This is a genomic window from Streptomyces sp. NPDC054794 (assembly GCF_053611585.1).
This window is the reverse complement of sequence record NZ_JBSHAQ010000004.1, coordinates 87,709-110,814: the sequence shown is the minus strand read 5'-3', so window position 1 is coordinate 110,814 and position 23,106 is coordinate 87,709. Positions and strand designations below refer to the sequence as shown.

Sequence of the window (23,106 nt, the reverse complement as noted above, 5' to 3'; positions counted from 1 at the left end):
GACTCCTAGAAGACGTCGTCCATGTCGTCGTCCATGTCGTCGTCGACGTCGTCCCCGGCCGTGTCGTGGAGGTCTTCGACGTGCACCGCCTGCTCCGCGCCCTCGTGGCCGTGGTCGTGGAGTCCGGGCCCGTGTCCCGATCCATGCCCCGATCCGTGTCGCGGGTCGTGCCCCAAGTCGCGTCCCGGGCCGCTGTCGTGCTGCTCGTGCCGGTTCTCCGCTTCGCCGTGATGGCCCATCAGTTCCTTGGCGAGGTAGACGCCTTCGCCAAGGCGCACGCCGACGTCCAGTGCCTCGCGGGCCGCGTGTCGCGGGGAGCGCCGGGGGCTGTCGGGCGTGGCCGGTGACTGGAGCCGGGCGACCGGTCCACGCTCCACAGCCGCGGGGCCGCTCGGTACGGGCGCCCTTCCCCCGGTCCCTGGGCCGCCCTTCCCCGCCTCGGGGTTGTCCCGCACGGGTGCGTCGATCCAGGCCAGGCGTCGAAAGCCCTTGTCCGGGATGTTGATTTCGACCTGCCGGAAGTGGCTGGGGTCCAGACCCGGGTAGTGGTGCTGGACCACCTGCTCGTAGGTGTGTTCGGTGACCGCCGTGACGAGGTCCCGGTCCGGGGCGTCGCGCAACGCCTGCTTGAGGGGACCCGAGTTGAGCAGGCGGCAGACGTCGATGACGGCCCCGCTGGCGAAGCCGTTCTTGGCCACGTGCACCGTGCCCTCGCCGACCGACGCGCGCATCCGCAGGCGCGCGGATCCGCTGCGCCCCCGGTTGTCCACCTCCAAGCCCTCGCGCAGCCCGGTCAACAGGCGCGGGACCACCCACGCCTGGTCGATGCCCTCCGGGAGGATCAGCAGCATGCCGTCTCCGCTCTCCTGACGGGCGAAGACCTCGGTTCCCGCGTTGGCCAGGGCATGCTCCATCACCAGGGCCAGCCGGTCCTGTTCCCGTATCTGCTCCAGATGCAACCGGGCACTGAAGCTCTCGATGTCCACGGCGAAGACGAGCCGTGTGATTCCTGGGGGCACCAGGCTCATGGTTCTTTCCTTTCCTCCCGCGCTCCCTGGATCCGGTCCAGGAGCAAGTCGTAACTGCGCCGCACGGTCCGGGCCGCCTCGGCCACCTCCGGCCCCCGGGCGACGTCCAGATCCACGCCGGCCCAGTACGCCTGCCGCCGCAGAGCGGTCCGTACGAGCGTGTCGGTCCCGCTGTTCTCCGCCAGCCCGAGCCGCTGCGCGGGGGCGTCGCCCTTCTCGCCGGTCACGCGCAGAACCTCCGCGACTTCGTCCGGGGTACAGGCCAGGGAGCCGTCGTAGATGCGCCGCAGCAACGTCAGTTCCCGGAACACGTGCTCGGTCAGGCGCAGGCGTGTCACCTCCTCGGCCGCCTCCTCCAGCCTCCAGCGCACCCAGGCATCGGCGTCGGCGGCCGCCAGGGCGGGCAGTGCGTGGGCCTCGTGGACGGCGCGGTCCAGCTTGACCGCGGTGACCCGGTTGCCGAAGTGCTCAAGAAGCAGCTCGCGCAGGTGCTCCACGCCACTGCGGCGGCGCAGTTCGGCCATCAGCTCGTCGCGGTCCGTGAGTCCTTCGCGGACGAGGTCGCAGGCGAGGACGATGCCGTAGCCTCCGTAGCGGCGGAACAACGCCTCCCTGCGCCGCGCCGGTACGGGCAGGTCCGCGTAGTCGCGCGAGACGAAAAACGGACCGCGGCTGACGCGTGTGGCGAGCAGGGACGGCGCCACCTGTGCCAACTCGGTGAGGTCAGCCACGTCCTGTGCCGTCCCGGCGGTCGCACCCGTCGCCAACTGGCCTGCCACCGGGACGAGTTCGAACATGGTGCGGTGGCCTCCCGAGTGGTGCATCAGGCGGTCCGCGATGCGCCGTCCCTCGGCCATCGGATCGGCGCAGTAAGGCCAGTAGTACTCGACCTTCGTGAGCGCGCCGACCGCCGTCAGCGGTTCGACCCTGCGCAGTCCCGCGCCCGTCACGTCCTCCAGCAGGCGTTCCTCGGACTCGGCCAGTCCCGAGGCGAACACCAGGACCAGCGCGTCGGCCCGGCTCGCGTGCTCCACCGTGGCATCGGCCACGTCGGCCCCGGTACGGCCGAGGAACCGCAGGGTCCGCGCCGAGTCCTCGCCGAGCCATGAGTCCAGACCCGGGGTGTCCACCAGGTCGAAGCGGGCGAGGGCGGCGCTCGGGAGGTCCAGGTCGAGCCAGTCCACGGCGCGCAGCTCGGCCTGCCGGGCGGGGTCGTGGTGCGCCTGCACGACGAGTTCACGGAACTCGTCCACACCGCGCCGCCGGCTCGGACGGCCGTCGCGGTAGTGCACGGTGAGCGACTCCCGCTCGGCTCGGCGCAGCCGGGTCACATGGAAGGTCAGCTCGGTCACGCCGGTGGGGACGCGTTCCTCCTCCAGCAGGGCGTTGACGAGGGTCGACTTGCCCGAGCTGACCCGGCCCACCAGAGCGACCCGCAGGCGGGTCTCGAAGCCCTGCCGAATCTCCTCCAGCCGGCGCCGGGCGGGTGCGAGGTCTTCCCCGGGCAGGTGCTTCTCGGCCCGGTCGAAGGCCGCCCAGGCCCGGTCCTTCAGCATCACTCGGCCTCGTCGTCGGGACGGGACGGGGCGTCGGCCGACTCCGGATCTTGGTCCGACGTTGCGTCAGCAGGCCGACAGAGCCCGGCGGCTTCCTCCGCCAGGGCCGCGATCCGCAGCCTGAGCCGCCCGAGTTCGTGCAATTCCTGGTCGAGCTCGCGGCGGCGGACGAGGGCGTCGCGGGCCGTGGTCTCGCAGGCCTTGCTCAGCCGCTCCTGTTCGTTCGCGGCCGTCTCGCGGGCCTGCGCGATGCGGCTGTTGAGCTCGGCGGCCACCGCCTTGCTCCACTCCGCGACCACCTCGGCGATCGCTTGGTCGAGCTGCGCCTGCTGGTCCTTGCGCAGGGGCGCGAGGGCGCGGCGCAGGGCTTCCCGCTTCGCGGCGGTCTGCTCCTTGTCCAGAGTCCGCCCCGCGTTGCCGTAGCCGGCCGCGGTACCGACCACACCCCCCAGCGCGGAGCCGATGAAGGCTCCCCACTGCCCCCCGGCCGCCGTGCCGAGCCCCGGCATGAACAGCGTTCCCACCAACGCCCCGACGGCGAACCCGGCGGCACCGCCGGCCGAGCTGCCCGCCGCCAGGCCCGCGCTGGAACCGATCAGCTTGCGTCGTTCGGCGTCCGACTTCGCTTCGGGGCGGGCCACCGGCGGCAACGCCGGCACGGGCGGGACCGGCACCCGGCCGATCGGCGCGGGCGTGAGCTTCAGGCCGTTGAAGGTGGTGAACTCCCGCACCACACGGGCGGCTTCACGGGCCGCGAGTTCGTTCGCGGTGCCCAGCAGCTGGGCGAGCTCCAGCGTCATGTCCGACAGCAGCCTGTCCGGGTTCTCCAGATAGGCGGCGTCGTAGAGGTGTTCGGCGTTCACGAGGGCCCACGCCTGGGACAGTCCGTCCTGGGCATGGCGCTTCAGCTTCGTGTGCATCGCGGTGAGGGCGTCCCGTAGCGAAGTGCGCCACTCGGACGTGTTGTCGTCCAGCTCGGCGAGGCGGCGCCGCTGCTCCTCCACCTGTGCGGTGATGCGCCTGACCTCCTCGTCCTGGTGCTCGCCGAGCGCGGCCGCCTCCGCCTCACAGGGGCGGATCAGCGCGTAGGCACAGGCGTCCAGGGCGTCGAGCGCGCCGCCGAGCAGCACCTGGGCGCGGCGCCGGGACAGCGCCGACCACAGGACGTCCTGGAGGGTGACGAAGTTGCTCAGCTCCAGGTCTTCGGGGTCCCCGGAGACCAGGTGGTCGAGCCGAGCGCGGCTGGAGACCGGCACCACGGTCAACCGGTCGGCGGGGACACCGGTGGTACGGACGAGCTTGTCGACGGTGTTGCGCAGGACCTCGTCGTAGTCGGGTACCGCGTCCGTCTTGTTGAGGACGAAGATCTGGCCCTCGGCGTCCCCGAGCGTGCGCGCGGCCTTCATGGCGCGCCGCAGGAAGGCCAGTTCGCCCTCGCTCAGTGGCTTGAGGACATCGGTGACGAAGAGCAGCGCGTCGGCCACGGGCAGGAAGGCCGCCGTCGCCGCCGTGTGGTCCCGGTGGACGCCGCCGACGCCCGGTGTGTCGACCAGCGTCAAGCCGCCGGCCAGGCGCTTGTTGGGGGTGAGCACCCGAACGGAGAGGACGTGTGCGCCGCCGGGCGGTCCGGCGCCCTCGGTGGCGTAGCGGGCGATCTCGGCTCGCCCGATCTCCCGCTCCTCGGTGGTTCCGTCCGGGTTCTCCAGGGTGACGGTGATGCGTTCTTCCGGGGCGTACGAGATGGTGGTCACGGCGTTCGTGGTGAACGAGGTGCCGACGGGGCAGAGAGCGGTCGTCTCCCCCAACAGGGCGTTGAGCAGGGTGGACTTGCCCCGCTTGAACTCACCGCAGACGAGGACGGTCAGGTGCCCGTCCACCAGGCGCAGGCCTGCGGTCTCCAGCCTCGCCAACGCCTCCTCGCCGGCCTGGTGCCGGGCGCGGTCGGCCAGGTCGGGGAAGAGGTCGAGGATCTGTCGGCGCAGTTGCTCGAACGTCTCCGCGCGGCTGTCTCCGAACTCGGTGTCCGCGGCGCACGCGGCGTCCGCGGCGGAGCCCACGCCGCTGTCGGGAGGCTCCGTCGGGCTGGACTGGTTGGCGCTGTTCATGGTGACTCCGTGGGGTGTCGGACGGCCCGGCGGGGCCGGATGCGGCTGTGGAGACTGGTGAATGTGGCCCGGAATTCCGCTCAGCGGATGAGCAGTTCGACGTCGGCCGCGACGCGGGTCAGCTGCTTCTCGATGGACGCGGTGATCTCCCGCGCGAGCCGGCCCCCGTCGCCGGACCGGAGGCTGGACGAGAGCGCCTCGGCGAGTTCGGACTCCTGCCGCGAGGACTGCTCCCGCAGCTTGCGCACCATGCCGGCCTCGCCACCCAGACGGCGGAGCACCCGGGGAACGTCCTTGTCCCCGATCTGGCTCATGATCCCCTGCTTGACCTTGTCGACGCCGGCGAAGATGACCGCCCCGGCGACCAGGACCGCGAAGGGGCCGGTGGCCATGAGCAGAGCGGCACCGGAGCCGAACAGGGTGGCGGCGATGATCCCGGAGATCACGACGTTGACCAGGTTGCTGAGGTTGTTGAGCACGTCGGTCGCCGCCGAGGTGTCGACCTCCACCGTCAGTTGGCCGCCGCTCATGGTGACTTCCGGCAGGGTCAGTGCCGAGGGTTCCAGGTTCCAGCGGCGGCAGATCACCGCGGTGTGCTGGGTGAGCTCGGGGCGCAGTTCGGCCATCCAGTCGGAGAGGATCTTCTTCAGGGCGGCGTTGTGGGTGGTGTTGAGGTCCGCGCCGACCCCGGCCACGATCCGATCGCGCATGTCGTCGATCGTCGCGATGTCGCCGTCCCGCCAGGCACGGACCGCCGGGATGACATGGTTCTCGGTGAGGCCGCCCGCCACGGTCTGAGCCATCTTCCCGGTGAGGTCGGGAAGTCGTTCCTCGACGAGACGACTCACGGCGTCCGTGGCGAGGAAACGTTCGACGTCGGCGCGGAAGCCCCGGGTGCGCTGGTCCATCCGGCCGGCGAGCGCCAGCCCCCGCGCGATGGCGAACTCCGGCTCCGTGCCGAGGATCACCCGGGCGTCGGTCGCCAGTTCGCGGGCGATCTCAGCGACGAAACGCATCCGTGACGGCCCTCCGGTGAGCAGGACCAACTCCAGGTCCTCGCCCGCGTGCTCCAGGGCCGCCGCGAGGTCCTGGCGAAAGGCCTCCGGCCAGGTCCGGTCGGCGAGAGCGGGAAGAGGCTGGGAGAGGATGCGGTCCATGTCGTCCTGCCCGATTGCGAGGAGCAGCTCGATGACGTCGTTGTCCGCCGTGAAGACCTCCTCGGTCCTGCGCACCCGCAACTTGGGATTGCGCTGGAAGCGCTGCGGGTTGGTGGCGAAGAAGCTCTCCTTGAGCTTGCGGGCGGAGATCTCCAGTTGCTCGGCCGCACCAGGGGTCCGGTCCAACTCCGCCCGCAGGCGCGGGGCGTCCGGCGACCGGTCGATGGCCAGCGCGAGCAGGGTCTTGTCGATCAGGTGGGCGCCCAGGACGACGTTGCCGTGGTCGACCGGGCGCCCCGTACCGTCCACGACCGAGGTGTAGTCCGTGGTCGACGAACCGATGTCCACGATGAGTGTCGACGCGACGAGGGCGGAACTGGTCAGTGAGCCGGCCTCCGGGATGTCGCCGGCGTCACGGGCGTACAGCAGGGCGGCCCGCGATTCCGGGACGAGGCTGACGTCGTCGGGTGCGCAGATCTCCCCCAGCAGGTCCCGGTAGGCGGCGACCTGGTCCGCCGTCCAGCCCGACGGGTGGCCGAAGACCCACCGGACCTTGGAGGCGTCGCCGAGGCGGGCCGCGCGTACGTCCTGGACGACGCGGCGCGCGAACAGCTCCAGCGGCGTACGGACCTCCTCCCTTTCCAGGTCCGGGGACTTGAAGGCGACGTACTTTCGGGTGCCCTGGTGATCGAGTGCGTCCTCACCGATCAGGACCTGGCCGTCGTCCGTCACCGAGACGGCCGTGACGAGTTGCTTGCGGTCCCCTCCCAACTCGATGATCTCGGGTGGCGCGTTGCGGTCACCGAGCGAGGCACCGCCCGCGCGGGTACCCACATGGACCTTGGTGAGCGCCGTGTCTCCGTGGCCGAGATCGAAGCCGATGACGGCGATGGTGGATTCCTCACCGGTGGTGATCGCGGCGGCTGTGGTGCCTTCGGTCGTGGTGCCTGGGGTGGTGGTGCTCGTGTAGGTCTCGGCGGTCACGTGGGTCCCCCTTGTGGTGAAGTGACGCCGTCCGGTGGCCGGGTGGCCGGGCTCGGACAGCGGATCCGCGGAATTCAGTGGGTTGCTTCGTTGCGGGGTGGTGCGTCTGTGTCTCCCACGGTCGGGCGGGGCCCCGGAGCCGGCCTGACCCGGCCCCGCCGCAGGATCCTGTCGTCCTCGGTGTCGTCGATCAGTGCGGGCATCAGCGTCATGCCGGGGGCGCCGGGCCGGGCGCCCTCGACGAAGTCGAAGCACCGAGCGTCACCCGCGAAGCCGGTGTCCTCGGGGTCGTAGGACAGCGCTTGGATGCCGCGCGACGACAGGCTCTCCGCCAGGTCCTCGATGCGGGCCAGGGCGAACCCCTCGCGCCCCCGCGCTCGGGCCGCCAGGACGTCGTGCAGCAGGTCGATCAGTTCGTCGTCCTCACTCCACGGAGCCCGTTCGGGCGACCGGGAAGGCGGGGCCGCGGCGGCGGCCGCCTGGTCCGCCTCCTCCAGCGCGGCACGGAACCCGTCGAGCACCTTGGCGACCGTCACCAGGACCGGACCGGGAGGAGGGACCGGGGCCGGGACCGGAGCGGGCGCGGCCTTGCCCGGGGCGAGCAAGGTCCGGAGCACCGTCCCCAGCGCCCTCACGGGTCCGGGTGCGGCGCTCCTCGCGTGCCCCGACGCCTTGACGTCACGGGCGCTCGTGGCGTGCCCGGACGAAGGGCCGACACGCGGCGCACGGGCCTCGCGTACGGCGTAAAGGGTGAGCGAGAGCGCCGACTTGACGGCGTCCGCGTACGCGGCCGCCCGCGGGTCGGCCCGGCCGTCGGGCGGCCGGGGCGTCAACGTGGCCAGCGTGTTGGCGAGTTCGTCCGCGGGCGCCGCTTCGCCCAGGGACGCCTGGAGTTCGTCGAGCGCCTTGCTGTAGAGGTCGAGCAGACGGATGGTCGTCACGGCTTCCTCGCTATCGGCAGTCGTTCTTCGGGGGCTGGGGATCCGGCACCGCTCCCAGGGCCCATGTGGTCAGTCCCTGGTCGGTGCCGACGGCGAGCACATGGCCGTCGGGCGAGAACGCGAGTGTCCGGACCACACCGTCGGCGGTGTAGGTCCGTACTTCGCGGCGGCACTCCGCGTCCCACAGCCGGACCGAGCCGTCCTGGCCGCCCTCGGCGAGCAGCAACCCGTCGGGGCCGAACGCGACGGCCGGCGCGTACCCGTGGCTTCTGCGCGCGAGGAACGTAGGGGTGCCGTCGGGAGCGGACACCGGGTGGAGAACACCCGCTTCGTCCGTCTCCCACAGCCATACGACGGCCTCGGGACCGAGGCGCGAGCGGGGACCGCCTCCGGGCCCCGAGGCGGCGAGCCGGCCCTCGCTGCCGTACGCCACCCTCTCGACGGGTGTGTCGAGCCGCAGGTCGGCGAGCACCTCGCCGTCGCCCACCCGCCAGGTGGTGACGCGCCCTTCCGCTCGGCGCACCCGGCTGACGGCCGTGATCCGCCGTCCGGTCGGGTCGAAGGCGAGGTCCCTGATCCGTGCCGCCTGCCGGGGAGCGCCGTCGGTGACGTCGTCGGCCGGGACGCGCAGGACCCGTACGGCATCGGTCGTTCCCGTCGTCCCGACGGCACGGAGGTCGACGGCCGCGTCATGGCGGGCGACGGCGAGTACGCCGCCCACCGGTCCGAAGGCCATCGGTCCCGGTACCGGGCCGATGCCGAGCGCCGCCGCGGCGGTGAGGCCGTCCACGGCGGCGACGGCGGCCTCCCCGTCCCGCGTCACGAACGCGATCCGCAGACCCGAGCTGTCGACGGCCAGGAACCTGCCCTGGCCTGCCTCGGGGAAGGCACCCGACGGCTTCCAGGCGGAGGCGTCGAACGTGTGCGCCCAGCCGTCTCCGGCGGCGTGCAGCCTGCGTCCGTCGGGGCTCCACGCCACGGCGAGCACCGGGCCCTGGACCTCGTGGTCCGCGAGCGGCCGCGGCACCGCCGGCAGCTCCGCCACGTGCGGCGGCCTTCGGCTGGTCACCAGCCAGTCGCCGTCGGCCACGCGCTGGGCGGGCGCGGCGTGCCGGCGCAGGACGCGGCCGGGTCCGGCGGCCGTCAGGTCGTGGAGCGAACCGTCCGTCAGGCGCACGCGGGCCAGCGTGGTCCCCGCGCCGTACGCGTCTCCGGGCGCGCGCAGCCAGCGGACCAGCCGGGCGGAACCGCCCGGGATGCGCCACGACAACGCCTCCGTGCCAGGGGCGGGCCGGTGCGCCGGCAGCCGTCGGCCGCCCTGTCCGGCCGCCCACAGCCGGGCGCCCAGCACCACGGCCAGGTCCGGGTCCTCGGCATGCGTCAGCGGGCGCCGCAGGGCAGCCTCAACGGCACTGCGGACGGCGGGCATTCGGGAGCCGCCACCGGTCATGAGGACGTGGGTGATGTCGTCCGGCGAGACGTCGTGCCGGTGCAGGAGACCTCGACAGCAGTCCACCGTCCGCGCGATCAGATCCTGGCAGAGCACGACGAGCCGCTCCCGGCTGAGCTGGACCACCGGCGACTCCGGGAAGAGCCTGTCCTCCACCGCGTCCACGCCGCTGAGCCGGTGTTTGACCTTGCGGGCGAAGTCGGCGAGGGCCAGGACCCGGCCCAGGGCCGCCGGATCGCCTTCGGCCAGCAGCGGTTCCAGCCACTGCGCGCACGTCGAGCGCAGCCACCTCATCAGGGCGCCGTCGATGTCCCGGCCGCCGCAGGAGTCCAGGCTGGCGTGGCCGAGGACCCGTGGCATCAGGGCCGCCCGGCCGTGCTCGCGCGGGTCGGCGTCGTAGCGCAGCAGGGCGGTGTCGAAGGTGCCGCCGCCGAGGTCGTAGACGAGGGCGGTCGCTCCGGCCGGCAGGTGGTCCGGGGGCGGCAGCCCAGCGCCGCCGCCACCGGTTCCGACAGCAGCTCGGTGTCCTCGAATCCGGCGCGTTCGCAGGCCTGGAGCATGGCGGTCCACTGGAGCCCTTCCGGGGCGTAGCCGGCGGGCACCGTGACGACGGCGCGGGTTACCCGGGAGCCCGCGGGCAGCATGGCGGTGGCCTCGTCGCGTACGGCGGCGAGCAGCCGTGCCACCAACTCCGTGCAGGACACGGCCGTCCCGCCGAGCCGCACCGACTCCCGCCGGCCGAGCAGCCGTTTGAACTCCCGCAGGTACCGTGCCGGGTCGACCTGCTGCCCGGCCTGCGCCGCCGCTCCGAAACGCAGCCCCGTCTCGTCGGCGAAGACCGCCGACGCCCAGCGCCACGAGCCGCTCATCGGGTCCTTGACCACCCGGTCACGGCCGTCGGCGCCGACGAGGACGGCACGGGTGGTGGAGGTGCCGAAGTCCACCGCCAGGACGTGTTCCTCCCGTTCGCCGCCCCGGACCGCCGTGTCGTCGAGGAGCAGGGAGGCGGCGTCCATGCGCATTCCGGTGCCGAGGGTTCCACCGGTCATGAGGCGGCCGACCTGGCCTCGCGGGCGTCGCCGAAGTCCCAGAGACAGACGACGCTGCGGTCTCCCCCGGCCACCCGTACGGGCACGTTGACCTCGGAGAGGAACGTCGTGAGGTACGGCTGGCGGCCCGCCCACCGGGTGGCGAACCAGTCCCCCGCCTCGGCGCGCAGCAGGAGTTCCGCCATGGGGGCGCTGCACAGGGCCACGAGATCGCCGGGCTGTGTCGTCAGACGTGCGCAGCGCACCTTCGGCGCGGCGGCGGGCAGGCGCAGCGCCTGCTCGGTCGCCGTCGTCCCCGGGGTGAAGACGGGCCGCCAGGTGCCGTCGCGCAGCAGCAAGAGGGCGCCGTCGCCGACGCCGAACGCCACGTGCTCGCGCTGCCGGCTGTCTCCGAGCCGGGACAGCAGTCCGGTCAGCGCCACTTCGAGGGCCGCGTCGTCGGACTCGCCCTCCGGCCCCTCTCCCCTGGTCAGCAACCGCATGGAGTGGGCGACTCCTTGCAGCGCGGTCCGCATCAGCGCGGTCAGGTCGTCGTCGGACCCGGTCGGCTTGAACAGCTGATGACCGAGCGCCTCTCCGTACCGGGCCACCTGTTCGGCGAGGTTGCGGCAGGCGCGGTCGGCGGCCGACTGTGTCCGGCGGCCGTGCGGGGCCCCGGCGGCGACGGCGCTCAGCAGGGTCGGGGTGGGCAGCTCCTCGACGAACCGCAACAGGAACGCGTCGCGCCGGTGTTCGCCCTCCTCCCGTGCGCGGGCCCCGCGCACGGACGCGGCCCGTACGACGACGGGCCCGAGGTCGGCCCCGTCGACGCTGCTGTCCGACGTCGCGTCCCGGCCGAGCGGGATGCGGCGCGGGATCGCCGGGGACACCGCGTCCGGCCCGAACGGCGCGTCGCCGCGGGCCTCCGCCTCCGCGAGGCGATGTCTCATCCGCTCGACGTCCGACCGGGCCGCGTCCCGCTCGGCGGTCAGCTTGCGGACGACGTCCTGCAGCGCCCGCACCTGCCGCAGTGCGGCGGCGATCTCCTCCCGCCCCGGGGACTCCGTCCCCTTGTCCTGCGCCTCCCGGTAGAGCGTGCGCAGCCGGGCGAGTTCCTGTTCGCGGCCACGCAACAGCTGCTCGACCGAACCCTTCTCCTGCCGCGCCACCTCCAACTGTGCGCGGAGATCCGCGAGTTCTTGCGTCGAAGGCCCGAGGACCGGCGCGGCCGGCCTCGTCGGCACCGGCCGCGGCATACGGCGCAGCCTGGTCAGCCACACCGTCAGGACGGCGTTCGCCGCGAGCGACAGGACGAGAAAAACGATCAGCCAGGTGGTGGTGGTCATGTTCTGGTGGCTCCCCGTGTGTCGTCCGGATGGTCGGCCCGGTACCGCGGCGGGACGGGACCGGAGAACTGTGCGGCGGTATCGGCGCCGCACGCGGCGGTCGCACGGTTGCGGTCCGTTCGCTCCAGCCGCTGGACGGCCCGCCGGGCGAGTGGCACCGTCACGAACCGGTCCAGCTCGTCCCAGAGTTGGCCGGGAGGCACGTCCCGCGACAGCGCCTCCTCGGCGGTCCGGCTCGCGCCGCCCGTCCCGGCGCCGGCCTCCAGCCGGATGTCGTGCAGCGCCGCCCGCAGGCGACGCGTGCTCAGTTCGGCCGCCACCGTGCGCGCCTCGTGCAGGGCGGGCCCGAGCACGGCGGAGCACAGGGCCGGTATGCCGGACGTCGCCCAGGCGTGCCGGGCCCGTTGGACGACGGGGGTTCCGCGGTCCTCCGGGCGCAGCAGGACGTCCAGGGCGTGTCTCGCGCGCGGCAGCGCCACGGCGTACACGGGCAGCCCCCGGGCGGCGGGGCCCACCGTGTCCGGGACGGCGCCGCGCAGCCAGCCGCCCAGGCCGTCCAGCAGAGCGAGGCCCCGATGGTGCGTCACGGCGGAGACCAACGCCACCGGCGCATGGCACGGGCCGCCCACGGCCGCGGCCAGCAGTGTGCGGAACGGACCGGGCAGCGCCTCCCGGCCGGACAGTTCCGCATGCGGCGCCGCCGCGATCACGAGATGCGCGCCGTCGACCAGGTCCCGGGCCCGCCGGAGGCCGGCCGCGCTCTCCTGCACGGGCACGTCCGTCACCGTCACGCCCACGCCCAGCGCGTCGGCCAGGGGCCACGGCAGCGGCTCACCGGCGAAGCCGACGGCCAGGGCCACCGGCGTACGGGTCAGGGTCTCGGCCGCCGGGACGCCGAGGGCCAGGCCCGCCGACGTCACGTCCTGGACGCGCCGCCAGGTGCGGGCCACGGCGTCCTCTCCCGCGTACGCCGCGCGGAAGAAGGAACGGCGCCCTTGAGCCGCCCGTACCCGCAGCCAGGTGACCGTCTCGTACCGGTCGACGGTCACGGACCGCCCGCCCGGGGTCTCGGTCGCGGCGCGCAGGAGCCGCCACGCCAGCCGGTCGAGTGTCCCGCGCTGCTCGGCGTCGAGGCGTAACTCGGGTTGGCTGCCGGGCAGATGGGAGTGGGCGAGCGGTACGGGCCCCGGCACAGCGGCCGGTTCGTACAGCCGGGCCCCCGTCAGCAACGGGACCAGACCGGCCGTACTGGCTCCGGTGCGCAGCACGACGACGCGCAGCACGACCGGCGGCGGCGCGTCGGCCCACCGCGACGGATCCGCCGTCGCGGTCAGGTCCTCCATCAGCCGGGACGAGAGGCCGTTCGCCGGCCCCGTCACCGTGGCGGCCAGCGCGTGGCACACGGGGAGGATCCCGTGCGCGCTCCCGGTGCGTTCCGACGTCATCGCTCACCCCCGGGAGCGCACGTCGGCGGGGCGTACGACGAGACGGCCCCTGTGGTCGTTGGGCCCTCCGCCCGCGTAGGACCGCAGCGGCGTCCACACCACCCACTGCACGTCGGGTTCGCTCGCCCCGGACACTCCCTTGACGGTCAGCGGAATCGTGCAGTCCTTCAGGGTGTCCCGTCGTAGCTCCTCCAGCGGTTTGATGATCACCTCGTACTTCGCGGACATCGCCAGCGGGATCAGCAGCCGCGAGACGCGCGTACGCCAGTCGAACCACCAGCTGTCGGGTGCGGCGGGCCGCTGATGGACCAGGCCGCCGAGCACCATGTCCAGCTTGTGCGCGGCGCCCAGCCGGCTGTCCTCGCTCCATCCCTTCTCCTGCAGTCCCTGGCCGGCGGAGCGCAGATGTCCCAGCAACGCGATGGTGTAGGCACCGCGCTGCTCCTGAGTGGCGAGGCCCTCGGGCTGCTGGTCGTGGACCAGCGCGATACGCAACTGGGGGTCGAGTTCCACCAGGCACAGGGCTTGCTCGGCGCGGGCGGCCCACGCGAGCCGGAGGTCGGTCGAATCCAGCCTGCCGATCCCCTCCTGCGAGAGCCCCAGCTCCTGGAGGATCTCGGGGCGCGACTGTGCGGCGGTCTCCGCCGGGTCGGCGAAGTCGAGAGGAAGCCGCCGGGCCTCGCACAGCCCGTCCGGCAGCCCGGGGACCACCACGTCGGGATCGACGGCATCCTTGCGCGGCACGGCGAAGCCCGCTTCCGACACGGTCGCCGCTGCCTTGGTACGCCACCTCACGCGGGCGTCGGCGGGCAGCCGGAGCAGGGCCACGTGGAAGCGCTGCCACATGCGGGCGATCAGTTCCGCGCGTGACTCGACCGCCGCATCGGTCCGACGCTGCGGCGACGGCAGGTAACCCTTCTGCTCCTTCAGAAGGCCCTCTTCGAGACCCTCCAGCGTCGTCACGAGGTCCGTGAGCGGATCGCCGTCCGGGTCCTCGGACTCGGACTCGGCCGTGCCGTCCTGGGCGTCGGCCCCGGACTCCGCACCCTCGACCTCACCCTGCCCCGTTCCGGTGGGGACATCGCGACGGGTGCCCGCAGACTCCTTGTTCAGCGGATCCGCCTCAGGCGTCCGCGGTCGGTCCGGCTCGTCCTGCGTCCGAGCCTGACCGTCGCTCGTGCCCGTGTCCGCCGCGCCGGTCGTCTTCGTCACGACCACCGGTGCGCCGTCGCCCCGCCCCGCCTCCGGAGGTGTCTTCACATCGAGCAGGGCGACCTCGCGCAAGGCCCAGCTCAGCTCGAACCGTGACCGGTCGAGGGACACCAGGACTTCATGGGGGTCTTCCACGTACGGCGGTTCGTGCCCCGCGATCGCCTGCAGGGAGCGCCAGAACCCGTCCAGTGCGACGACGACGGCCCGGCCGCACTCCGACCGCGCGTCGATGACCGTGGCCAACTCTTCGGCGCAGGCCATGAGCCGCCCGCGGACTCCCCTTTCCGCCGCGACCGCTTCCGCGTCGCTCATCAGTGCCTCCCGCTGTTGGGGTCCCAGTGGTGGTTGAACCTGGTGGTCGGGCGGTCCATCCGCTCGCGCAGCACCCGTCCGGGGAACTCCTCCACCTGGCGCAGCGATCCGGCCGGCAGGTAGGGAACGACGCCCCGGTGCACGCGCAGCCGTCCCCGGGCGTCGAGGGTGGCGTGGTGCTGGCCGTCCTGTACGGCGGTGAGGTAGCCCAGGTAGACGGGGGCGCCGTCGCCCCGGTCGAGGTAGAACTCGTAGGTGAAGCTGCCCTTGACCTCGGTGGGCGGCACGGTGATCCGTGCCCGGCGTCCCGGCTGGGGCAGTTCGTGCAGGTCGAGCGTCTCGTGGAAGGACTCCGGCAGGTAGCCGGTCGGGGACACGGCGGCGTCTCCGTCCAGCTCGGCCTCGGACGGCGGGAACACCTCGACCAGCTGTCGCTCGCCGTTGTCGTTCGTGCCGGCGCTCACGCAGATCCGGCCCGGTACGGAGCAGCTGGGCAGGTCGGCGTCGAAGGCGAGCCCGGGGGCCGCGCCGTCGAGTTCGAGCGCCCGTCCCTCGACGAGCAGATGGGCCGGTCCGTTGCACAGCAGGATGTGGGGGACGAGCCGGTTGTCCAGCTCCAGCTGGTAGCGCACCCCGCGTCCGCTGCCGCTCGGCGGCCGCCAGACCGACGGGCTGGGGATGAAGCCCTCCGCGCTCGCCGCGAGGGCGAGGTCGAACACGCCCCACTGGAGGGAGTCGCCCGGTCCGATGTAGCGGTGGATCGACAGGACCCGGCTCGGCGGGTTCCAGCCGGTCCGCACCCCGAGCCGGCCCGAGCCGTCCAGTTCGATGTAGGGGTCGCCCGCCCGCAACAGCGGCGTGACGCGTTCCATGTGGCCGCGCGGCCCGAAGTCGGCCGGCAGGCTGGAGAACAGGCCCTGCAGCCTGATGTCCAGGTCGCTCAGCCGGACGGTGGCTCCGGCGCGTCCGCCGTTGTGGGTGTCGTGGTCGATCTGTCCGGCGACGTTGCGCACCGTGTGGGCCCAGGCCGCGCCCAGCGAGGTCGCCTGCTTGGCGAACGCCACCTCCGCGGACAACTGGGTGGCCTCGTGCCAGCCCAGCTTCCCCTCGCCCTCGCCGTCGGTCCCGTTCTGCCGCAGTTCCGCCTCGACCTGCAGCTTGAGCTGCGCCATCCGGCTGGTACGGCCCGACAGCACCACCTGGTCGAGCTGCGGCTCGGGCAGCTCCCGCAGCCCCTGCTCGCGCCGCAGCGCGTTCTCCTGCAGGATCCGCCGGAAGGAGCCGCGGACCAGGTCGGCGCCGAGCGCCGCGGCCCGCCGCAGCACCGGCTGCACCAGCTTGTCGAACTGGCCGGAGTCCAGGGTGATCTCCCCGCGCACCTCGCTCAGCCGGTGCGGTCCCGCGTTGAGGATGTTGGCCACCGTGTCGGGCTCCAGTACGGCCTGCTTCGCACCCGGCGCCCCCAGCTCCCGCTTCTTCTGTTCCGCGAGCCGCCACAACTGGTCGAAGCGCTGCTTGCGCCGGCTCCACTCGGTCGAGTCCTCCACGCCGATCCAGTCGGTGGGCAGTTCGCTCGCGAGCACCCGGCGGACCTCGTCGGACACGATGGTGTCCAGCTCGTCCGCGGCCTGTTCGGCCACGGTCTCCGCGTACGAGCGGCGGGGCTTGGGGTCGGCCGTCGCGGTCGGGGCGCTCCCCTGCGCCGCCCCGGCGCCGCCGGCGTCGTCCGTCTCCGGCCGTGCCGTCGGCCTCAGTTCGTCCACCAGCCGAGCCTTGATCCAGTAGAAGACCTGGAGCGTCAACAGGTCACCGCCGAGCCGCTCGTGGCCGGTGGAGCCCAGCAGTTCGGGCTCCAGCCGGTAGTCGCGGCCCGCCACGAACTCCTGGCTCGGTTCCAGCTTCGGGGTCTGGTCGACCAGCGTCAGCCGCAGCAGCGCGATGTCGGTGGTGCCGCCCCCGATGTCGATCACGAGCATGATGCGCTGCCAGGTGGGCGGGTCCTGCTTCTCCCCGACGCGGCGGCAGCGTGCGCGCAGCGCCTCCAGGCCCGCGTTGAGGTTGTCGGTCAGGTCGCTCATCAGGAAGAAGAGCCCGGCGGCCAGACCTTCGTCGAAGTCCATGACGACCCGTGGGCCGCCGAGTGCCGCACGGACGAGCTTGCCCAGCTTCTCCCGGACCTCCGGCAGGATGGTCGTCGGATACGTCACGACGACCGTGGCGAACCTGCTCATCGTGTTCAACGCCGGGTTGAGCGTGGTCTGTTCGGCCCCGTCCACCAACAACAGGTACATGTGCTGGGCCAGGTGGTCGGCCGACATGTCGGTGCCCACGACCGACTCCGGGGTCAGTTGGAGCGCCGCGCGCTTGATGCCGGTCAGGCCCCCGTGCAGGGCGAAGCGGCGGTCTCTGGGATGGTCGGGGGTGGTCCCGTCCTCGTACTCCTTCTCGCGCAGCGTGCTGGCGGGAGCGCTGGTGAGCTGGCCGGACTCGTCCTGGTACTCGACGGAGCGCAGGCCGTGCCGGTGCAGCGGCGGAGTGCCGATGACGTCGGCGTAACCACTGTGCAGGCGCCGGTTCAGCCACTGACGGAGCTCCGAGCCCGCCTGTTCGCGCAGCGCCTCCACGCGCAGCATCAGGGCGTCGGCCACGTCGGCGTCGCCCACCCGGGCCAGTGCCTCGGCACCGGAGATCTCCGCGCCGCGGCGCGGGAGCGCGACGGTGCCGGAGAGCAGTCCTTCGACTTCCTTGCGCCACTCGACCGGTGCGTCGGCCGGCGGCGCGAGCAGCTCGGTCAGGTTCTCCGCCAGGGACATGGTCTGCGCGGGGTCGACCAGCCGGGCCCGGATCCGCGTCGGATCGTGCAGGGTCGCGGTGGACGCGGTCGTACCGAAGTCGATGACGACGAACTCGTGCTCGTGGGTGCTGCCCGTGACGTCCCGCAGGAGCAGGAACTCCTCGTCGTCCTCCACCGGTGGCGGCGGGCCCGGGGCCTCGCCCGGCGGCGCGAACTCCAGCAGCACCCTGCCTCGCGCGGTGCCCGCGTGGTCGTCGGACGCGAAGTCCACGCTCCACAGGACCTCCAGGCGCAGCGGTTCGTCGTCGGGGGCGAGCGGCGGTCCGGACACGGGGTGGACGAGGGCCGTCGGCAGCGGAGTGCCGGAGGACAGCGTGCGCGGCCCGTCGACGGTGAGCGAGGTGAACTCCTGGGACACCCAGCAGTCCACCAGGGCCTGGGCCACATGGGCGGGTACGAGCCCGCCGCTGGGCGTGAGGACCTCGATGCGGGCGGGCAGGTGGACGGTCACCATGCGGCTGCCGCCGCTCTCCTCCTCCGACTGGAGGAGGACTTCGGGCAGGGTGATGCCGTCCGGTCCGGTGTGCAGCCGGAACTGCTTGCGTCCGATGGGGACGACACCGGAGGCCGGGCCGCCCGGCGGCACGCTGAAGGTGATGGTCAGCTCGTTGCTCATGTCAGTCGGCGCTCCAGTCTCGGATCAGCGTGTCGAGAGGCTCTTCCGCGGGGGTCTCGGGGGTCTCGGGGGCATCCCCCGTCGCACCGGTGCCGGTGGAGCGGGGCTTGCGGGGCGGGCGGATCTCGTTCTCCTGGGGCAGGAAGTCGGCGGCTTTCGAGTACAGGCCGACCAGGTCCCGCTCCACGCGGGCCAGGGCCTGGCCGAGGTGCTCGGTGACGAGCCGGGCGGCCGCGTCGGCCGTGTGCTGGCGCAGCTGCACCACGAGCATCGGGTGCCGTTCGCGCTCCTCGGAACGCTGGTCGTCGAGCCTGGGCATCCGGTGGTCCCAGGGCAGCGCGTGCGGGGCGCGCATCGGGAACCGGTTCTCCTGCTCCTGAGGCGTCGGACCGGGCGCCACCACCAGGTCCTCGATCTGCGGGCGCACTTCGGCCGGGTTCAGCGCCGTCCAGAGGTGGTCCAGCTGCCGGTCGGCCTTGCGTTCACCGCCGCGCAGCCGGGTGAAGAGGTCGCCGAGCAGCTTGTCGACGGACGGGTCCAGCATCCACTCGCGCAGCGGTCCGAACTCGTCCTGCCAGTGGGCCGCCCAGCCCTCGAACCAGACCCGGAGCTGCGCCTGCCCATCGGTGATGCGCCGGTCCACCAGGGTCCGGAACTTCGTCAGGAACGCGTCCGTGACGTCCGCGGTGTCCTCGACCGCGTCGGGGTCCTCGTTCACGGACGGGCTGCGGCCCGGCCTGACGATCGGCTTGATGCCCGTGCGCGAGGGGGGCTGGCTGCGCGGCACCAGATGGTGACCGTCGCGCTCGGCACGGCCCAGGAGCTCCTGCCACTCCCGCCAGTCGAACACGTCGTCGCGCACGGATGCCGCTATGTCCTCACGCTGGGGCGGCCGTCCGCCCAGGTCCGCAGCCGATGCGCCGTCGTACCCGCCGTTCACGCTGTTGCCGGAGGACCGCAGTTCGTACAGCGTGGGCAGCATCTGGTCGAGCAGCTCGCGGAACTCGCCCAGCTTCTCGGCCAGTTCCCGGTACTCCTCCGGGGGCTCCTCGCCGCGCGCCCGGCGCACCAGGCCCCGCAGCACGGCCAGTTCGCGCCACAGCTTGCGGTGCGAACTGCGCGCTCGTTCCAGCTTCTGGTCGAGGCCGTGCTCGCGCACGTGGCTCTCGACCAGCCGGCGCAGCCGCTCGATGCCGCCGTCGCTGTCGTACGCGCGCAGCCGGTCCGACCACGGGTTGCCCTCGTCGGCCTGCCGCAGCCGGCCGGCGATGTCCTCCCAGCGCTTGACTCCGGGGGGATCGAGGTCCCGCAGAGCCTTCTGGATACGGTCCCTGGTCTCCTCGGACGTCTTGGTGTACGGCAGTTGGTAGGCGCGGATCGCGGCCATCGAGGAGGTGACGACGATCCCGTTCTCCCGGTGCTGCACGAACTTGTTGCCGTAGACGTGGATGCCATTGATCTCCGCGGAGTGGGCGAGCAACTGCCGCAGGGGCAGCGGTCCGTCCGGTACGGCGCGCAGGGCGGGCGGTTTGGCGAGGTCGAAGGCGTTCGCCGCGACGAGGGCGGCGCTGGCCAGGGCCTGGGCCTCGCGGCCGTCGGCGGTGAGCATGTCCCAGAACGCCGAGGCCCCCTTGGATTCCGGGCGCAGGGCGCTGATCACGAGCAGGATCGTGTGCACGGACACCATCTCGCGCCGGCTGAGGAAGGTGTCACGGCCGGAGGACCCGGCGGCGTTGATGCCCGGGAAGTCCATCAGCCGTACGGGGGTGTCGTCCGAGATCAGTCCGGCCAGGTCCCAGTGGTCGGGCGACACCGTGACCTGCACGGTGACCCGCTCGACGAGCGGGAAGGCACGGCGCATGGCCTCCTGGGCGGCGCCCGCGTCGGAATGCCTGAGCTGCGCCATGTCGAAGGGCCGCACCACCCGCTTGGGCGGAACCTCGGGGGTGCGCTGGGCGGCTTCGAGGGTCAGTGCCTCGTCCATCACGGCCGTGGCCACGCCGACCGGTTTGCCGAGCAGGTCGCGCTGGCTGAGGGCCGCGTCCCGGATCCGGCACAGTTCGGTGACGGCGTCCCGGTAGAGGGCGCCGATGGCCTCGTGCTGCACGGGTCCGCCCGGGGACGGCCACAGGCGCGGGTACCAGGCGTCGAAAGGCCCCCAACCCCGCTCGTCCGTCACGGGGTTGTACCCGGCCAGCGCAGCGGCCGCGCCGAGCTGCGGGTGCCGCTCGTCCAGCGCGCGGACGAGTTCCTCCAGCATCACGCCCACGCACTGGGCGAGTTGGCTCTCGGTGAGGAAGGTGACTTCCGCGGTGTCGGACTTCCGGGTCGAGCTGCCCGGTTCGCCGCGCGACAGTTCGAGGACGGTGATGTTGCCGGTGCTCGGGCCGGCCTCCACGGGCAGCAGGTCGGGCTTGCCCAGCAGGGTGCCGAGGAGCAGGGACTTGCCCACCGAGTACTCGCCGACCACACCGATGGTGACGGGTGCGGCCAGCCGCGACTGGAGCTCGGCGGCGAGCGCCTGGGCACGGTCGCGCGAGGCGTACGCCTCCGGAATGTCGGGGATGTCGAGCCCGCTGAACATGGTCAGGGTCTGTTCGGTGAAGTCACGCAGGTCGGTCAGTGTCGGGTTCTTCTTGAAGGCGGTCACGTCGGTCCACGCTCCGTTGGGCTGCGTCGGGGTACTTCGCTGTGCGAGGGGAGTCAGCGGGGTCGGTCACCGCTGCAGGAAGAACAGTTCGATCCGGGCCGTCCCGTTCTTGATGGCGGGACTGCCGTCGTGATAGCCGCGGATGATCTTTTTGGAGTACGGCGGGAAGAACGCGGGCGCGGACTTGGGCAGCAGCTTGGCCACCGCCGTGGCGTAGGCGTCGCTGCGCCCGATGTCCATGCCGCCGCCCGGTCCGCGGACCGTGCCGAAGACCATGACGAACGCGGCCGTCCGCCCGTCGAACCGGGTGATCTTCCGGTCGACCTGATGCCGCACGGAGGCGGTCGCGTCCGCGTCTTGGGCGATCACCTCGTCCGCGTCCGCCCGGACGCTGATCGACTGTGTCGTGGGGTCGAGTCCGGCGGGCCGGGGCGAGGACGTCGGCCTCCCGGAGTCGGTGGGCTCGGGGCGCCCGCTCTCCCCCGCCGTGGGCGTCGGGCTCTTCGTCTCCTTCCCCTGGTCGGCCCCGCCCGCTTGGGTGACCTGGCTGCCGAGGACCACCAGGACGATCACCAGTAACAGATCGGCGAAGAGCCATCCCGCGAAGTAGGGCGCCGCGCCGCGCCTGGACCGGTTGCTCACCGGATCGGCTCCCTGGTCTCGTCGGCGGGAGCGGACGCGGCCGTGGGCGGGTGCGGCGCCCGGCTCTGATCGTCGTCGGGGTGTCCCCCGACCTCGTGATGGGCCACGTCCTCGGAGGGCACCGCGTCTTCGGGGTGTACCGCGTCCTCGGGGTGGTCGCCGCCCACGAAGTGGTCGTCGCCCGCCCGGTGTTCTCCGTCCTCGGTAGGTTCGCCCACCTCGGTGTGGGTCGTGGGTGCGGCCGGTGCGGTTCGCGCGCGGGCGTGCTGCGGGTGTCCGGACGTATGCGCCGATCCCGGGTCGTCGGCCGGCTCGGCGGGAACCGCCTCCCGGAGGATTGCGGTGACCCGGCGCAGCAGTTCCTCGAACTCCGTGAGGGTGGACCGCAGATGATCCTCGGCCTGGTCCTGGTCCTTGCGCACCTGGTGCTGCACGGCTTCCTGGGCGGAAACCACGACGTGCAATTGAGTGATGCGGTTGGACAGTTCGGCGGAGACCGCGAGTACCTCGCGGCGCAGCGAGGAGGCGAGGGCGGTGACGGCCATGTCGTACACCGTGCCGATGCGGTCGGCGCCCTCGGCAGCCGATGTCTCCAGGGCGGAGGGCAGGCCCGCCATGGTCCCGTCCAGGTCGCGCACCGAGGACGTCAGCATCTGCGACGACTCGGCCATGGACGCCCGCGTCTTCTCCAGGACGCCCCGCGCCTCGGCGCCCACCTGCTCCAGCGAGGCGGCCGCGTGCTGGGTGATCGCCGCCTCGCGCTGGTCCGCGGCCGAGGCGATCGCGTCGAACCGGGCGGCGACCGACTCCCCCGCGGCGCCGATCTGTTCGGCGGCCACGCGGCCGGCATCGGCGACCGCGTCCCGCAGACCGGTCACGGAACCGGCGAGACCCTCCTTCATCTCCTGGGCACTGCGGGCCACCACCCCCGCGGCGGTGGTCGCGCCCTGGACGGCCGTCCGCACCTCGGAGGCACCGGCGCGCAGGGCGGCGAGTGCCGAGTTGAGCGTGGTCAGCGCGGTCGTGGCCCGGTCGGTGGCCCCGTCGGCCTGGCCGACGACGGTACGGGCGTTCTCCTGCAGGCCGGAGACCCGCTGGATGAGGTCACGCAGTTGTTCGGCCGACCGCTGGAGTACTTCGGTGAACTCGCGGGGCGCGGCGATGGCGGCGCGCGCGGCAAGTGCCTCGGTCTGGGCCAGGGCGTTCGACAACCGTCGGGACAGGGCGAGGCGTTCGTCCTCGTCCCGCTGTTCCCAACGGTGGCGCAGCATCGTCGTGGTGGCCAGCGCGAGCAGGGTGAGCACGGTCCACAGCGCCATCATGTCGAAGCGCAGAACGGACCACAGATGGCCGTCGAAGCCCTGTTGCCACAGTGTCAGGAAGGTGCCCTTGGCGTCGCCGGGCCGCTCGCTCATCCGCTGGTTCGCCCAGGCGGCCGCCCCCAGCCCCGCCCAGGTGATGATCAGGGGGACGAAGACCAGGCCCGTGGGCAGCAACCCGAACCGGCCCCCGTTGCGTCCCCCGTCGCCGGGAGCGACGGCGTCGGGCCCGCCGTAGGCCGCGACCAGGCTGCCACCGGCCCACACTTCCAGGCCCGTGCCCTGCCGTACCGATGTCGCCAGTTCCGCCAGTGCCCTGCTGTACGGGACGAGCCTCGGGTGGACCGAGAGTTCCTCCAACTCCTTTGCCAGGTTCTGCGGCTGACGGAACGTCGGGCCCGGGAGTGCGGGACTCGCCGACGTGCTCTCCTTCGACCGGAACCGAAACCATGCGGGACGTC

The 23,106-nt window shown here is 72.7% G+C and carries 14 protein-coding genes; all 14 read right to left on the bottom strand.

Annotated features, from left to right (window positions below; all coding sequences use genetic code 11):
• Nucleotides 1-5 precede the first annotated feature (5 nt).
• On the bottom strand, nucleotides 6-1,028 hold the full coding sequence (locus tag ACWGKT_RS05490; protein ID WP_453272568.1) for a hypothetical protein: 1,023 nt from the start codon (nucleotides 1,026-1,028) through the stop codon (nucleotides 6-8).
• Nucleotides 1,025-2,584, bottom strand: coding sequence for a dynamin family protein (locus ACWGKT_RS05485; RefSeq protein WP_453272567.1), 1,560 nt, complete (start codon nucleotides 2,582-2,584; stop codon nucleotides 1,025-1,027). The genes ACWGKT_RS05490 and ACWGKT_RS05485 overlap by 4 nt, the downstream gene beginning before the upstream one ends.
• The gene (locus tag ACWGKT_RS05480) at nucleotides 2,584-4,689 is read right to left on the bottom strand and encodes a dynamin family protein (RefSeq protein WP_453272566.1); all 2,106 of its coding nucleotides are present in this window, start codon (nucleotides 4,687-4,689) and stop codon (nucleotides 2,584-2,586) included. The genes ACWGKT_RS05485 and ACWGKT_RS05480 overlap by 1 nt, the downstream gene beginning before the upstream one ends.
• An 80-nt stretch (nucleotides 4,690-4,769) precedes the next feature.
• Nucleotides 4,770-6,830, bottom strand: coding sequence for an Hsp70 family protein (locus ACWGKT_RS05475; protein ID WP_453272565.1), 2,061 nt, complete (start codon nucleotides 6,828-6,830; stop codon nucleotides 4,770-4,772).
• 74 nt (nucleotides 6,831-6,904) lie between these two features.
• On the bottom strand, nucleotides 6,905-7,771 hold the full coding sequence (locus ACWGKT_RS05470; RefSeq protein ID WP_453272564.1) for a hypothetical protein: 867 nt from the start codon (nucleotides 7,769-7,771) through the stop codon (nucleotides 6,905-6,907).
• 10 nt (nucleotides 7,772-7,781) lie between these two features.
• Nucleotides 7,782-9,626: an Hsp70 family protein gene (locus ACWGKT_RS05465; protein ID WP_453272715.1), complete on the bottom strand. Its 1,845-nt coding sequence runs from the start codon at nucleotides 9,624-9,626 to the stop codon at nucleotides 7,782-7,784.
• Nucleotides 9,581-10,270 carry an Hsp70 family protein gene (locus ACWGKT_RS05460; protein ID WP_453272563.1) on the bottom strand — a complete coding sequence of 230 codons (690 nt, stop codon included), beginning with the start codon at nucleotides 10,268-10,270 and terminating at the stop codon, nucleotides 9,581-9,583. Before ACWGKT_RS05460 ends, ACWGKT_RS05465 begins: the two co-directional genes overlap by 46 nt.
• A complete protein-coding gene (locus tag ACWGKT_RS05455) occupies nucleotides 10,267-11,595 on the bottom strand; it encodes a protein phosphatase 2C domain-containing protein (RefSeq protein WP_453272562.1) in 1,329 nt (442 codons plus the stop codon). Before ACWGKT_RS05455 ends, ACWGKT_RS05460 begins: the two co-directional genes overlap by 4 nt.
• Nucleotides 11,592-13,040, bottom strand: a complete 1,449-nt coding sequence (locus ACWGKT_RS05450; RefSeq protein WP_453272561.1) for a hypothetical protein — start codon at nucleotides 13,038-13,040, stop codon at nucleotides 11,592-11,594. The genes ACWGKT_RS05455 and ACWGKT_RS05450 overlap by 4 nt, the downstream gene beginning before the upstream one ends.
• A 3-nt stretch (nucleotides 13,041-13,043) precedes the next feature.
• A complete protein-coding gene (locus ACWGKT_RS05445) occupies nucleotides 13,044-14,564 on the bottom strand; it encodes a hypothetical protein (RefSeq protein ID WP_453272560.1) in 1,521 nt (506 codons plus the stop codon).
• Entirely contained in the window at nucleotides 14,564-18,034 is a 3,471-nt protein-coding gene (locus ACWGKT_RS05440; protein WP_453272559.1) for a hypothetical protein, read from the bottom strand. The genes ACWGKT_RS05445 and ACWGKT_RS05440 overlap by 1 nt, the downstream gene beginning before the upstream one ends.
• A 1-nt stretch (nucleotide 18,035) precedes the next feature.
• Nucleotides 18,036-20,684 carry a dynamin family protein gene (locus ACWGKT_RS05435; RefSeq protein ID WP_453272558.1) on the bottom strand — a complete coding sequence of 883 codons (2,649 nt, stop codon included), beginning with the start codon at nucleotides 20,682-20,684 and terminating at the stop codon, nucleotides 18,036-18,038.
• Between the two features lie 66 nt (nucleotides 20,685-20,750).
• Nucleotides 20,751-21,326, bottom strand: coding sequence for a hypothetical protein (locus ACWGKT_RS05430; RefSeq protein ID WP_453272557.1), 576 nt, complete (start codon nucleotides 21,324-21,326; stop codon nucleotides 20,751-20,753).
• The gene (locus ACWGKT_RS05425; RefSeq protein WP_453272556.1) at nucleotides 21,323-23,005 is read right to left on the bottom strand and encodes a hypothetical protein; all 1,683 of its coding nucleotides are present in this window, start codon (nucleotides 23,003-23,005) and stop codon (nucleotides 21,323-21,325) included. Before ACWGKT_RS05425 ends, ACWGKT_RS05430 begins: the two co-directional genes overlap by 4 nt.
• Between the last annotated feature and the right edge of the window lie 101 nt (nucleotides 23,006-23,106).

What these genes read in the sequence shown, in the direction of transcription:
- ACWGKT_RS05490 (WP_453272568.1), bottom strand. Translation starts at nt 1,028, where the DNA reads ATGAGCCTGGTGCCCCCAGGAATCACACGGCTCGTCTTCGCCGTGGAC.
- ACWGKT_RS05485 (WP_453272567.1), bottom strand. Translation starts at nt 2,584, where the DNA reads ATGCTGAAGGACCGGGCCTGGGCGGCCTTCGACCGGGCCGAGAAGCAC.
- ACWGKT_RS05480 (WP_453272566.1), bottom strand. Translation starts at nt 4,689, where the DNA reads ATGAACAGCGCCAACCAGTCCAGCCCGACGGAGCCTCCCGACAGCGGC.
- ACWGKT_RS05460 (WP_453272563.1), bottom strand. Translation starts at nt 10,270, where the DNA reads ATGACCGGTGGAACCCTCGGCACCGGAATGCGCATGGACGCCGCCTCC.
- ACWGKT_RS05455 (WP_453272562.1), bottom strand. Translation starts at nt 11,595, where the DNA reads ATGACCACCACCACCTGGCTGATCGTTTTTCTCGTCCTGTCGCTCGCG.
- ACWGKT_RS05450 (WP_453272561.1), bottom strand. Translation starts at nt 13,040, where the DNA reads ATGACGTCGGAACGCACCGGGAGCGCGCACGGGATCCTCCCCGTGTGC.
- ACWGKT_RS05445 (WP_453272560.1), bottom strand. Translation starts at nt 14,564, where the DNA reads ATGAGCGACGCGGAAGCGGTCGCGGCGGAAAGGGGAGTCCGCGGGCGG.
- ACWGKT_RS05440 (WP_453272559.1), bottom strand. Translation starts at nt 18,034, where the DNA reads ATGAGCAACGAGCTGACCATCACCTTCAGCGTGCCGCCGGGCGGCCCG.